6 protein-coding genes are annotated in these 14,232 nt (G+C 38.2%); 4 read left to right on the forward strand and 2 right to left on the reverse strand.

Going from position 1 to position 14,232, the window contains the following annotated elements; all coding sequences use genetic code 11:
• The first annotated feature begins 1,033 nt into the window (after positions 1–1,033).
• The 3 genes from MXE38_RS08530 (at position 1,034) to putP (ending at position 6,111) form a co-directional block, all read left to right on the forward strand.
• Positions 1,034–2,170, forward strand: coding sequence for an aminotransferase class I/II-fold pyridoxal phosphate-dependent enzyme (locus MXE38_RS08530; protein ID WP_246913931.1), 1,137 nt, complete (start codon positions 1,034–1,036; stop codon positions 2,168–2,170).
• A 256-nt stretch (positions 2,171–2,426) separates the two neighbouring features.
• The gene (gene aroA, locus MXE38_RS08535) at positions 2,427–3,764 is read left to right on the forward strand and encodes a 3-phosphoshikimate 1-carboxyvinyltransferase (protein ID WP_246913934.1); all 1,338 of its coding nucleotides are present in this window, start codon (positions 2,427–2,429) and stop codon (positions 3,762–3,764) included.
• Positions 3,765–4,632: 868 nt separating this feature from the next.
• The gene (gene putP / locus MXE38_RS08540) at positions 4,633–6,111 is read left to right on the forward strand and encodes a sodium/proline symporter PutP (RefSeq protein ID WP_246913935.1); all 1,479 of its coding nucleotides are present in this window, start codon (positions 4,633–4,635) and stop codon (positions 6,109–6,111) included.
• A gap of 2,684 nt (positions 6,112–8,795) precedes the next feature.
• Here putP and MXE38_RS08545 read toward each other — a convergent pair.
• Together MXE38_RS08545 and MXE38_RS08550 are read right to left on the reverse strand one after the other, a co-directional pair.
• A complete protein-coding gene (locus MXE38_RS08545) occupies positions 8,796–9,740 on the reverse strand; it encodes a flagellin (protein WP_246913936.1) in 945 nt (314 codons plus the stop codon).
• 190 nt (positions 9,741–9,930) lie between these two features.
• Positions 9,931–10,845, reverse strand: coding sequence for a flagellin (locus MXE38_RS08550; RefSeq protein WP_246913937.1), 915 nt, complete (start codon positions 10,843–10,845; stop codon positions 9,931–9,933).
• 736 nt (positions 10,846–11,581) lie between these two features.
• Between MXE38_RS08550 and MXE38_RS08555 the strand changes: the two genes are divergently transcribed.
• Positions 11,582–13,867 carry a hypothetical protein gene (locus MXE38_RS08555; protein ID WP_246913938.1) on the forward strand — a complete coding sequence of 762 codons (2,286 nt, stop codon included), beginning with the start codon at positions 11,582–11,584 and terminating at the stop codon, positions 13,865–13,867.
• The last annotated feature ends 365 nt before the right edge of the window (positions 13,868–14,232 follow it).

Here is a 14,232-nt window from a genome sequence, read left to right on the forward strand (position 1 = left end):
TAAGTATCTTTATAGATTTATGGACATTATTCTTATTCAGAGTTTGAAAGGATATAGCGGTTCCGTTAAGACAGCGCATGCATAATGTTTTGTAAAAATTATTACTTGCATCAAAATAGATCGTTGACTTATTTTGGTGCAAAATAGTGTGATTAAAAAAATCCCACAAGATTTTCAATTGATCCCAAACGATTGTTGTAAAAAAGTTTGGATATTTTTAGCAATATTAGAAAAATTATTTGCTATTTAACAAGATAGATATACGTCAATATTTGGACGGATCTAGTACAACTTATTGAGCTATGGAGTAGATCTTAATCAGAAATTATTATTTATTAAAACTTGTATGTAAGTATCAATTAAAACCCGAAAGCTAAGCTAAAAATTAAGTCAAAGCTCTTACTGATAAAATAGAGCAAATTGTATGTAAAATATAAGTAAATAGAGCAATCATAGCTATAAAAATGGCTTATTTGCAAAACCGTGACTTTTGTCACAAAAATAATGTTACGGAGAGAAATAGTAACAAATCCCTTAAATATCGTTCCAAACAAACGTATACTAAAAATACTGGTCAGTATAGTGTAATTTATGGCTAATTTAGTATCTTATTAGAGCAAAATTGGATCTTTATAATAAGCACCATAAGCATGTGAGACGCTAAGGCGGTTTCCTAGCATAAGCAAATAGGGCACCTTGGTGCACCGCCTTAGCCTTTTAATCTTACATAGCTGTTGTTAGTATGTTTTGTAAATGTAACCTACTAAAACACATGCTTTGATAATCAAATAAATTCATAGCAACAAAGAATCAAAGCTATCAAAAGCTAATATATATATAAATCCCAAGACTACAAGCGCAAGGCTTCTAGTCTTTTTTGCATTTTGGGCACTAGAAAAATTCTTTATTGCAAAAGCTTTCCTTTCACCTTATTTTAGTCCCCATATTATACTTATCAGTTAAACTAATATAGTAAGCGCACATTGGTGCTTCTCTTATATTATTTGTTCTTAGCTTGTACAAAGGAGTCGGCATGCAATTTAGCTCATTAGTAAATGGTGGTATTACCAAGATGTTGCCTTATCGTATGGGCAAGCCTATTGAGTTATTACAACAAGAGCTAGGAGCTAAGAATCTATTGCGTCTTAACTCAGGTGAAAGTCCTTATGGAGTCAGTCGTAAAGTAAGCAAAATCATGGCTGATTATGTCGATAAAGTACCTTTCTATCCTGATGCTAGTGGCTATATTTTTAAGCAAACTCTCAAAGAGCGTAAGGGCTACGCTATTAATCATATAACGGTAGGCGCTGATTATCACGAATTAATCAGTTTAATGGCTCGTGCTTTTTTAAATGATAAGGTTAATGTAGTGGTGCCAAGCTTGAACTCATTAATCTTAGAGCGAGCTGTAAATTTGAGTGGTGCTACCTTGGTCTCTAGCGGTATTGATGATAACTGGTGCCCTAATATAGAAGCGCTATTAGGGGCGGTAAATGAAAATACTCGCATGATTATGCTGTCTAATCCTAGTAATCCCTTAGGCGCTTTTTTAGTTTATGCCGATATTGAGATGATTCTATCTCGTATCCCAAGTGACATTATTCTAGTAGTGGACGAATCTTTAATTGATTATTTGGGCTATGGTTATAAAGATTTGTATGGCTTATTAAACACCTACCAAAATCTGGTATTGATACGCTCTTTTTCCTATGCCTATGGTTTAGCAGGGCTTAGGATTGGCTATATGTTATCTGGTGAGGAAATCTGTAGCATTATTAATGTACTAAGGGATCCTTATAACGTTAGTCAGTTAGCTTTAGATTGTGCCAGTGAAGCTTTGACAGATATGGTTTTTATCAACTATGTAGTAGAAAGAACCAATACTGAGCGAGGCCGTTACAATGAATTTTGCTCCTATTATTCTCTGCCTATTTTGGAGTCAAAAACCTCTAGTGTGACTATTGATTTTGGCGAGCATGCTTTAAATGTTTATAATGCGCTGCTAAGCCAAGGCATTTTTACTCGCCCGCTCAACTATATGGGATTACCTTCATTAATCAATATCACTTTAGGCCACCCTAGAGAAAATGATTTTCTACTCCGCCGCCTAGAAAAAATTCTCTTAGCCCTTCAGCCTCAAGACCAACCAGATCACAATGAGCCCAGCTAAACCAAGCTAAGCCAAGCTTAGCTTGGCTAGCTCTAGCGCCACCGCTTTCCATAGTCATAGTTAAGAGCATGCCTTTAAAAGTTTAAGCTATAGCATTTTGCTAAAAAGATACGGATAAATCGTCATTATTGCTAATGCTCTACAATGGCTCATATCATGCTCTTTTTAGCCTCTCATTTGACTAACAAAACTAAAATTACTAGGCTAGGGAATAATATTGTCCCTTAGCTTAATGGCGTTTATAGGAGTTAGTGTTTTGGAAACTTTGACCTTGGAAAAAATCGACCATATTAGTGGCTCTGTAAAACTTATTGGCTCAAAGAGTTTAACTAATCGAGCTTTACTCTTAAGTGCACTTAGTGAAGGTCGAACCAAACTTACTAACATCTTGCGCTCTGATGATTCTAAAGTCATGATTCAAGCCTTAAAGCAGTTAGGCGTTAAGGTTGAGGAAAATGACCAAGATCCTACCGAAGTTATTATTAATGGTTTAGGTGGCGTATTTAATACTCAAGAGCAGGGTACTATTGAGCTGTTCTTAGGTAATGCAGGAACAGCAATGCGTCCTTTAGCCGCAGCTTTAGCTTTATCTAATGGTACCTACAAGCTTACAGGCGAAGAACGCATGTATGAGCGTCCTATTGGTATCTTAGTAGATGCTTTACGCAAATTAGGGGCAAAGATTGAGTACTTAGGTAATGAAGGCTATCCACCTTTATTAATTACTGGTCGTAAGGCTTTAGAAAACAACAATACCAATCAAGCTGCCACTTATGAGTTAGAGGTAGCAGGTAATACCTCATCTCAATTTATTTCAGCTCTTTTAATGGTGGGTAGCTTATTAGATAAACCTATGAACTTAAAGGTTAAAGGTGAACTCATCTCTAAGCCATATGTAAACCTCACCTGTGAGTTATTAAAGCGCTTTGGTATTCAAGTGGCTAATAATGACTATGCAAGCTTTACTATTAACCCTCAAGCCCTAATTAGTCCTAACCATTATTTAGTTGAGGGCGATGCCTCAGGAGCAACTTACTTCTTAGCAGCGGCTGCTATTAGAGGTTCAGTAAAAGTTTATGGCGTAGGTAAAGACTCTATTCAAGGTGATACCAAATTTATTGAAGTGTTAGCTCAGATGGGCGCTAACATTGAGATAGGGGATGATTATTTAGCTGTAAGTCAGGCTCAAGAACTGAAGGGCATTGATATTGATATGAACGATATGCCTGATGCAGCTATGACCTTAGTGCCTATGGCTCTCTTTACTAAAGAACCAATTATCATTCGTAATATTGAAAGCTGGCGTGTAAAAGAGACTGATCGCATTGCTGCTTTAGCTACAGAAATGAGAAAGCTAGGCTGCCAAGTAGAAGAGGGGCAGGACTATATTAAGGTGCAAGCTACAGGTGATAATTACCAAAAGATTAAAGAGCAAGGCACTTTAATTGATTTTGACACCTACAACGATCATAGAATGGCCATGTCTATGTCTCTAGCTGCCTTAGATCGTAGCATTATCATTAATGATCCTATGTGCTGCAAAAAGACATTCCCAGACTACTTCGAGCGCCTTGCTTTAGTAAGCGTCCGTTAGCTGCCAACTAAGCTTGCTGCAAACCAGCAAGCCTGTAAACCAGCAAACCAGCTAGAGCTCTAGCTGGTTTGCAAAAATACCACTCCATCATCTCCACTATCACTCTACTTTCCTTATGGCTCTGACAAACTATCAAGCCAACCAAAACTAACTCTAACAGCTATAGATCTCTTAATATAGATTGCTATAGCTTGCCTGCTATAGCTTGCCAACCTGTCAGTCCTCCAAATGGTTTGCCTACTCATAAGCTTGTAAGCATTAAAGATTGATTACTTGCTCGTTTGCCCGCCAGCTCTCCCGTTTTGCCGCCCGCACCTTTCGCTAGTTCGCCTAATAGCATTACAACTACAACAAGCAAGCTTTTGGGTATTGCTGTCTATTAGCATAGGCTGTAATTAGAAGAGCAAGTTCTATAATTTCCTATCAGGCTATTAACCTTAGCAAGCAAAGCCCTGCAAAATATTGCTATTTTTAGAATCATACGGTTAACAAATTAGTGCAGAAAACTAAAAAACAAACCCTTATTGCCTTGAAATGGTGCATAAAAACCATGTCTAACAAGCATTAAGTCTCCATTTTTGCTATTATGTCTGCGTTTTGCTTTAAAGTGCATTGCTTTAATTTTACTTTAGAGCATATGGGGGCTAATGAGCCTCAATCTAGCCACAATCTTTAGCTAACTATATAGCCATGTCTTTTTCCTTGTAATATTACATGAGCTCGTTTATTGGCTTAGTTTTATAGAGTGCATGATTGCTTGCTACATAGTAGAAGCTCACTACGTTAAAAATTGTGTTGGTATTTTGAGATTTTCCATTAGCTTGGGTCTACAGCGATATGAGGTGAGCTTAGCTCGTAACACGTATTCATGTTTAGTACCACAACCACTTTCATTGTTTATATTCTATGCATGCTTATTATTGGCATTGCAGCTGCCCGCATGACTAACTCTTTAAATGATTATGTATTGGGTGGTAGAAGTTTAGGTCGTTTTGTAACTGCATTATCAGCAGGTGCCTCTGACATGTCAGGATGGCTCCTTATGGGCTTGCCTGGTGCTTTATTCTTACATGGTCTAGGAGAGGCCTGGATTGCAATTGGTTTGACCATTGGATCTTGGTGTAACTGGAAGTTTGTGGCTGCTCGTTTACGCTCCTTTACTGCCAATGCCTCAGATGCTTTGACCTTACCTGATTATTTATCTGCTCGTTTTAATGACAAATTACGTATTTGTTCCATTATCGCAGCCTTTATTATCTTGATCTTCTTTGTAGTTTATTGCGCCTCAGGCATGGTGTCAGGCGCTCGTTTATTCGAGCAAACCTTTGGTCTTGATTACCACAATGCTCTACTCATTGGTGCAGTATCTACTATTTTCTACGTATTTATCGGTGGTTTCTTGGCTGTAAGCTGGACTGATACTGTTCAAGCTAGCTTAATGATTTTTGCCTTGTTATTAACCCCAGTCGTAATGATTTTAGATTGCGGTGGTTTAGAGGCAGCTAATGCTCTAATTGCTCAAAAAGATGAGAGTTTAGATGACTTCTTCCAAGGTATGACCGTTATTGGCTTCCTATCTTTAGTAGGTTGGGGCTTAGGTTATGTAGGTCAGCCACACATCTTAGTACGCTTCATGGCCGCAGGCTCTGTTCGTGGTATGGGGGATGCTCGCCGTATCTCCATTACCTGGATGGCCTTATGCTTAGTTGGTGCTGTATTGATTGGCTACTATGGTGTAGCTTTCTCTATGAGACACCCTGAGGTTTCAATTAAGAATCCAGAGCAAATCTTTATTATTGTAACTCAAGTATTATTTACTCCATGGGTTGCAGGTATCTTATTGTCAGCTATTTTAGCTGCCATTATGTCTACCTTATCTTGCCAGTTATTAGTAGCCTCCACTACCTTAACTGCTGACTTCTATCGTCGCTGGTTACGTCCTAACGCTTCTCAAAGAGAGTTAGTTTGGTGTGGCCGTTTCATGTTGTTAATCGTGGCTATTATTGCCTATATGATTGCTCTTGATCCTAATAGCGGTGTGCTTAAGTTAGTAGCTTATGCTTGGGCAGGCTTCGGTGCTGCTTTTGGCCCTTGCGTCTTAATCTCAGTATTCTGGTCTCGTATGACTCTCCCAGGCGCTATTGCAGGTATGGCTGTAGGTGCTATTACTGTAATTATTTGGGAAATTGGCAGCTTCTTAGGTCTTTACTCTATTGTTCCTGGCTTTATTCTTTCATCTATTGCTATCTTTGTAGTATCTAAGCTTACCTATAAAGAGAACAATGGTTGTGAACAGTTATTCAACGAGTTAGAGAAAAAGTTCTGGATTGAGGTTAAAGAAAAATAATTACCACCTAAAGGCTTAAAAAATACCCAAAAAGGCAAGGTCACTCACCTTGCCTTTTTTCTTGCTTAAAACACAAGCGCACCGCACCAACCATCAAACTCCCCCACTCCTCAGCCTTTCAAAAATGTTGGCCAATCCTATTAGCGCAGGTGGTGTTTCTTTATGAATTAATTGCGCACTAACAACATTACCAATGTTGCTAAAGCTCATAAGAAAGAGCTTTATTAGAGAAAACAATGTTATATGGTGACAAGTGTTTCTTAGATTTAGCTCTTCTGGTAATGCTCACTAATGTTGTATGTGCAATAAGAACCAATGCTATGTTGTTTAGAGTGCCTTGAATTAAGGTAGGGCGGGCGAACCATGACTGAATAGGATGCATTCATTAGTTGACGGAGGTTTAGGCGTACAACTGGCTAATGGCAATCATTATATGAAGTTTTATCTTATATGCAGTTTTAAGGTAAAAACCGTGAGGACATGAGGTGGTGCTGCAAAAAAACAACATATAACTTAATCCAAGGATAGGGCTAGACTGCGGAAATAGGCATAAAGGAATGTGCCTTTAGCGCAGGTGGTGTTTCTTTATGAATTAATTGCGCACTAACAACATTACCAATGTAGCTAAACCTCATAAGAAAGAGCTTCATTAGATAAAACAATGTTAGGTGATGACAAATGTTTCTTAGATTTACCCCTTCTGCGAATGCTCACTAATGTCGTAGGCACTGCAAGCAATGGCTAATGTATGTATAGCTCCTTTAGTTAAGGTAGGGCGGGCGAACCATGACTGAATAGGGGCGCTCATTATTGGAAGGATAGGAATGAGTACAACTGGCTAATGGCAATTATTATATGCAGTTTAATCTTATATGCAGTTTTAAGGCAAAACCATGAGGGCATGGGGAGGTTGCGTCAAAAAACAACATATAACTTAATCCAATGATAGGGGCAGACTGTGGAAATAGGCATAGAGGAATGGGCCTTTAGCGCAGGTGGTGTTTCTTTATGAATTAATTGCGCACTAACAACATTACCAATGTAGCTAAAGCTCATAAGAAAGAGCTTCATTAGAGAAAACAATGTTAGGTGGTGACAAATGTTTCTTAGATTTACTCCTTCTGCGAATACTCACTAATGTCGTAGGTGCAATAAGAGCCAAAGCTATGGCGTTTAGAGTGCCTTAAATGAAGGCAGAGGATGGCACTTAGCTTAACAACACCTTAGAGGCTACATCCATTAATATTTATGGGATTAGGAGTGCAACTGGCTAATGGCAATCATTATATGCAGTTTAATCTTATATGCAGTTTTAAGGCAAAAACCGTGATGACATGGGGTGTTGCTGCAAAAAAACAACATATAACTTAATCAAAGGATAGGGCTAGACTGAGGAAATAGCAGTATAGGATTGGTCCTGTGGCTTAGGTGGTGTTTCTTTATGAATTAATTGCGCACTAACAACATTACCAATGTAGCTAAAGCTCATAAGAAAGAGCTTCATTAGATAAAACAATGTTAGGTGGAGAAAAGTGTTTCTTAGATTTACTCATTCTGCGAATGCTCACTAATGTTGTTAGCGCAACAAGCAGTGGCTACTGTATGCATAGCACCTTTAGTTATGGCAGGGCGAGCGAACCATGACTGAATAGGATGGCATTCATTAGTTGGTTGAGGCTTAGGAGTACAACTAGCTAATGGCAATTATTATATGCAGTTTTATCTTATATGCAGTTTTGAGCTAAAACCATGAGGATATGGGGAGGTTGCTGCAAAAAACAACATATAACTTAATCCAAGGAGAGCCAGACTGAGGAAATAACAGTATACGAATGTGACTGTAGCTTAGGTGGTGTTTCTTTATGAATTAGTTGCGCACTAACAACATTACCAATGTAGCTAAAGCTCATAAGAAAGAGCTTCATTAGAGAAAACAATGTTAGGTGGTGACAAATGTTTCTTAGATTTACTCCTTCTGCGAATACTCACTAATGTCGTAGGTGCAATAAGAGCCAAAGCTATGGCGTTTAGAGTGCCTTAAATGAAGGCAGAGGATGGCACTTAGCTTAACAACACCTTAGAGGCTACATCCATTAATATTTATGGGATTAGGAGTGCAACTGGCTAATGGCAATCATTATATGCAGTTTAATCTTATATGCAGTTTTAAGGCAAAAACCGTGATGACATGGGGTGTTGCTGCAAAAAAACAACATATAACTTAATCAAAGGATAGGGCTAGACTGAGGAAATAGCAGTATAGGATTGGTCCTGTGGCTTAGGTGGTGTTTCTTTATGAATTAATTGCGCACTAACAACATTACCAATGTAGCTAAACCTCATAAGAAAGAGCTTTATTAGAGAAAACAATGTTATGTGGTGAAAAGTATTTCTTAGATTTACTCATTCTGCGAATGCTCACTAATGTTGTTAGCGCAACAAGCAGTGGCTATTGTATGCATAGCACCTTTAGTTAAGGCAGGGCGGGCGAACTATGACTGAATAAGGGGCATTCATTAATTGCCTGTGGATTAGGAGTACAACTAGCTAATGGTATTCTTATATTCAGTTTTAAGCTAAAAGGGTGATGGGATAAGGGATTGTCAGGAAAGTGACATAAAATAAAATGAAAAAAGGCGGACATAAGCCCGCCTCTAAATATAAAGAGAGAGATATTGTTATTCTTATTGACCTAACAAGCTTAAAGCGATGGTAGGACGCTGGTTAGCTTGTGCAAGCACTGATTGAGATGCCTGCTGGATAATATTGTTCTGGGTAAGGGCAGCAGTTTCAGATGCAAAATCGGTATCACGAATACGGCTACGTGCATCAGCTTCGTTTTCTGAAATATTAGCCTGATTACGGATGGTACTTTCCATACGATTTTGGATAGCACCCAGCTCGGAGCGCTTAGAATCAACCTTTTGGATAAAAGCATCAATATTAGCTAAAGTTTTTGTAGCAGTATCTGCTGTAGAAACCTGCCAGACATATTGTTCTGTTTGACTATCAACTTTCTTTTTGGTTATGCCTTTATCATTGGCTAAAGCTGCATTAAAAACTTGTGAATAAAGTCCAGACAAGGTAAATGAACGAGACCAAGCAAGTGCTAAGGTATCACCAGCATTAGCGCCTACCTGGAAAATTAACTTGCCTTGGCCTTGACCACCTGGAATTAAACTTTTTCCACCAGTATTAGTTTTATTAGCACCATCAAGCACTGTTGCGCCAGCAAAAGTGGTTTGCTTAGCAATACGGGTAATTTCAGCAGAGAGCTTATCAACCTCTTGCTGAAGCGCAGCACGATCCTCGGAGGTATTGGTGCCGTTTGCAGCTTGTACGGCTAAAGTACGGATACGCTGGAGCATGTTGGTAGTTTCGTCTAAGGCACCTTCAATGGTCTGGGCAAGGGCGATACCATCGTTGGTATTGCGATTTCCCTGGTTAAGTCCATTGATTTGGGAGGTAAGACGATCGGCAATCTGTAAGCCTGCAGCGTCATCTTTTGCAGAGTTAATACGAAGGCCAGATGCCAGTCTCTGGTAGCTAACATTTAGGCTGTTGGTAGCGTTGGTTAGCTTTCTTTGGGCATTAATTGAGCTTACATTAGTGTTAACGTAAAGTGCCATAAATCATCTCTCTTTTTCACATGCTAAGTAGTAATAAAACCTGATATTAACTTTATAAAAAATACAAAACTTTTGACGTTTTGTAGATACTTAGTAGTTATGCAAGTATTGTGCTTATTTTTCTTGATTTTAAACAAAAAAGGCGGACATAAGCCCGCCTCTAAATAAAAAGAGAGATATTGTTATTCTATTAACCGCCTAGCAAGCTTAAAGCGATGGTTGGACGCTGATTAGCTTGGGCTAAAACTGATTGAGAAGCCTGCTGGATGATGTTGTTTTGGGTAAGAGCAGCAGTCTCAGAGGCAAAATCGGTATCACGAATACGGCTACGAGCATCGGCTTCGTTTTCTGAAATATTAGCCTGATTACGGATGGTACTTTCCATACGATTTTGGATAGCACCCAGCTCGGAGCGCTTAGAGTCAACACCCTGAATAAATGCATCAATATTGGCTAGAGTTGCAGTGGCAAGATCAACTGTAGAAACTGACCAAAGATTTACTTTAGTACCTTTGTCATCAACTCCAGTTACAAATCCAACTGTAGCCTTTAACTCAATTGACATATATTCTGCAATGCCAGAAATGTTAAAAGAATTAGTCCAGCTTAAGGCAAGGGTATCACCTGCGTTGGCACCCACTTGGAAAGTAACTTTTCCATCAGCTGGAATAAGGCCTGCACCAGCGCCATCAAGAATTGTTTGGCCAGCAAAAGTGGTTTGAGCAGCGATACGAGTAATTTCCTTGGATAAGGAGGCAACTTCTTGTTGGAGAGCCTTACGATCCTCGGCGGTGTTGGTGCCGTTGGCTGATTGTACAGCTAAGGTACGAATACGCTGGAGCATGTTAGTGGTTTCGTCTAAGGCACCTTCCATGGTTTGGGCTAAGGCGATACCGTCGTTAGTGTTGCGGTTGCCTTGGTTAAGTCCGTTGATTTGGGAAGTTAAGCGGTCTGCGATTTGTAAGCCTGCTGCGTCGTCTTTTGCAGAGTTAATTCTAAGACCAGAAGCGAGACGTTGATAGCTAACATTCAAGTTATTAGTAGCATTGGTCAGCTTTCTTTGCGCATTAATTGAGCTTACATTAGTGTTAACGTAAAGTGCCATAAGCAATATCTCTTTTCATCTGATCTTTTTAATTAAATCAGACTTTTGACTTTATATAAAAACAACTACAAATTGCCATAATTTGGAGCTATCTAAGCTTAAATGGCAATCTTAATTCCTGTATTTAGACATTTAACAAGTAGTTTGAATAGTTTTAACCTTATGAATGATTAGATTCTTAACTTTATATACTACTTTTTAGATATTTTGACATGTCTATATTTTTACAGCTTGCATATTATGGGCCTATTTTTATATGGGTTTGATTCTTATTGGGATTTTATGATCGAGGAAAGATAGAGAAAAATTATTGACCTTATCATTTAAAATTGTGGTAAATTGCGATAAATATGCTAAATCTTTAAACAAAAGCTGTAACTAGACTTGATACGGTTGTGATGGTAAAATAGCTATTTTGTATGCCAAATAGTCGACTAATTCATCAAGGATGATAGCCTTACATCCTGCTTAGCGATTAGTATTAGCAAAAGTTGTTGTATTCATAATTAATTACTGGTCTATAGTCCTTGTTATTAAAAATCCGCTGTAGTTTTGTATTGCCATGTTGCTCGTTTGATTTGCCAAAATGGCAAAAGTAATCCCAAAGACATTGATTAAAAGATTTTAGAGTTGTCTTAATCAAACAATATTAAGTTGTAAGTTGTAAGTTGGAACGTGAATAATGAGAGCCATTCTCTACTTTATTTCGCTATCAATAGTTATAGGAACATTGATCTTGGGCGTGTCCCAGCTTAATGTCATTTTGCCTTATTGGTCTTGGACTGATTATCGTCTTATTGAAGGTGCAGGTGTAACAGCAATCAGTACTATCATATTAATGCTCTCGGCTTTAGCTGCTCGTTATTATGTTCGTAATGAGCTGATTAAGATTGTATTGCTATGTGGCATTTTAATTGGCTTTTATCTCGTTATTGTTTTAAATATTGTTAATAATGTCTTTAACATTTGGGGATTGTTTGTAGGTCTATTCATAGCATCATTGATTATTATCAAGACTATGGAGAAAACCCATAGAAAGATTGCCTCTTTAGCTGATGGCTTAAGTATTGAGCATACCCATGATGAAGTAGACATTAATACTTATTTAGAGCGGGTCGCTAAATTTAAAATACCTAAGAAGAGCTCTTTATTAGGCGTAGAGTGCTTTGGCTATACTATTAAAGTTCAGGACTACTTAAAGCTTGTTCCTGCATTGCATCGCTATTTAAACAATAGTGAGCTTGGTACTTTAAATGAGTTGAGTGAGCTTAAGTCTGAGGCTATGCAGCGTGATCTTAAGGATCCTTTTAACAATGATTATGTCCAACTCTTAAACTATATTTTATTATCCAAAAACTTCTTATGGGAGTTTGAAAGTAAGTGGCTGCAACTCAAAAGCCGAAGCGAAATTTTAAAGAATACTCCAAGAGTACATAAGAAATTCTCTTTGTTCAAAAAGGGTGAATTAAAACAACCTCTAAGCGGTATTAGCAAAAATCCTAACCAAACAGAAAACAAAGATGATAGTGCCAGTGCTAAGGCTAGCTTTTTTGATACTAAAGAAATCATATCCAAGGTTGTTAAGACTGATTACCAATCTGATTATCAAGTAGCTAATAGTCAATCTTTGGATAGTAAAGACCATAGCTATGGCACAGTAGATCATGCTTTGCTCTCTTTATACATTGATAATGATGATGCAAAAGATAAAAATGGAGAGTATGAGACCAAAGCTGAAGATTTACTAAATTTCAGCCTTAAAAAGGGTCAAGATCAAGATCTCAATCCAACACCAAACTTATTAGAAGGCTCAACAGCTACCCATCAGGGTAATATTGTTACTGCTTGTAATGAGCCTATTTCCAATGAGCATGGGGCGCAGTTCCATGAGGTGCACATCAAGGCCACTGATGAGCAGGTAAATTTTCATGAGCAGCAGGCTAAGCTTCTACAACAAGAAATAGGTATTAGACCGAGCTTAGTAGGTGAACTGTATTTAGGTGACGATAGTATTAAGCTAGATCAAAACTTTGATTTTGATAAATCATTTGAGTTGTATTTTCGCCGCTATTATCGTGACATGAGCTTGCGTATTTTTGCATTCTTCCAATTTATCAACCATACCAGCAAAACCAAAGCTATTTCTGCTCACAAAATTAGAGGTAACAATAGAGGCTTTACCAGTCGTGAGGTGGCCGCAAGTAACTTAGCTGTTAATGGCTCTTTATACTTAAGTGGTACGCCTGTAAGTGTAGACTCACTAAAGCCACTACTATTTTTAGTTTTTATGTCAGGCAGCACTTATCTGTTTATGAATAATCTGAGCTTAGCTGCTTTTATTTCTTACAATGGCGGTTATACCTCTGCTTCAAGCATTTTAGAGGGTATGCACTGGTGGGCTATAGCTCTTACTATGTTGCTAGCATGTAATAGTCTGATTGCTTTATTGGAGTGTTTTAAAAAGACAGTTTTACGTTTATCAGCTGACATTGCTCGTGCTGTTCAAATTATCAAACTAGTAGTTCTATCAATTACTTTGCTTATTAGTGCTGGTATTTTATGGCCAGGACAGCTCATTAATACAATAGAGATGATTCACGCTGATTTAGATCAAATCAAGAACAATGAGCTTTCAACTACCTCAGGATATATTAACAATAGATTGTTTAATGAGCGCATCTCAAAAGGTGTATTACCTAAGATCTATGATGTGTTAGCTATCCCTGTAATTGGCCCAAGAACAGGCAACAAATGGGTTAAGTTGTATTTACCTGTAGATCACGGATTAGTTATTAGCCCTTATGAGCGTCTACAAGTAGCTAATAGTTTTTCTAACGATAAGAGATTGCACACTAAGAATGTGCCTCGCTGGTCATTTAAGCATACCAGCAACTTTAAGCTGATTGTGCAAGCCAATAAGGTTGACTCAACCTTTATTAAAAAGGCATCAATTAAAAACCAAAAGAGCAACAATAAGGCTGTTGTCAACAATAGAGGTAGAGCCACAAGCCCAATCTTTTAGCAGTTAAGCCTAAATAGCAAGAGCATCCTTAGTGACTATGCACTAGGGATTGAGCAGAGGATTGATAGGTAATTAATCATAATGGATAAGAGGGACTGATGCTCAATATGCTCCATATGAGCTATGAGCTATGAGCTGTGAGCGCCATATTTGCCTTGTGTGCCTATGATTGCTCTTGGCGCTTGCTGCTGATAAGGGCGATGGTGCGGGCGCTTTAGATTACTCGGGGCTATAATGTAGCGCTAGCTTAAGCTTTTGAATTTTTAGGCTAGGTATTTGCCGTTAGTTTTGCTAAGCTTATAAAGAAGTTTATATAATCCAAGTGGTAGTCTTGCTTGAGATTTAGTTGGGTTGTGGTGATCTAT

It is taken from the genome of Anaerobiospirillum sp. NML120448, from assembly GCF_023050945.1.
In the GTDB taxonomy this organism is placed as follows: Bacteria; Pseudomonadota; Gammaproteobacteria; order Enterobacterales; family Succinivibrionaceae; genus Anaerobiospirillum.

Coding starts and splice junctions, on each gene's coding strand:
- MXE38_RS08530 (WP_246913931.1), top strand. CDS start 1,034: ATGCAATTTAGCTCATTAGTAAATGGTGGTATTACCAAGATGTTGCCT.
- putP (WP_246913935.1), top strand. CDS start 4,633: ATGTTTAGTACCACAACCACTTTCATTGTTTATATTCTATGCATGCTT.
- MXE38_RS08545 (WP_246913936.1), bottom strand. CDS start 9,740: ATGGCACTTTACGTTAACACTAATGTAAGCTCAATTAATGCCCAAAGA.
- MXE38_RS08550 (WP_246913937.1), bottom strand. CDS start 10,845: ATGGCACTTTACGTTAACACTAATGTAAGCTCAATTAATGCGCAAAGA.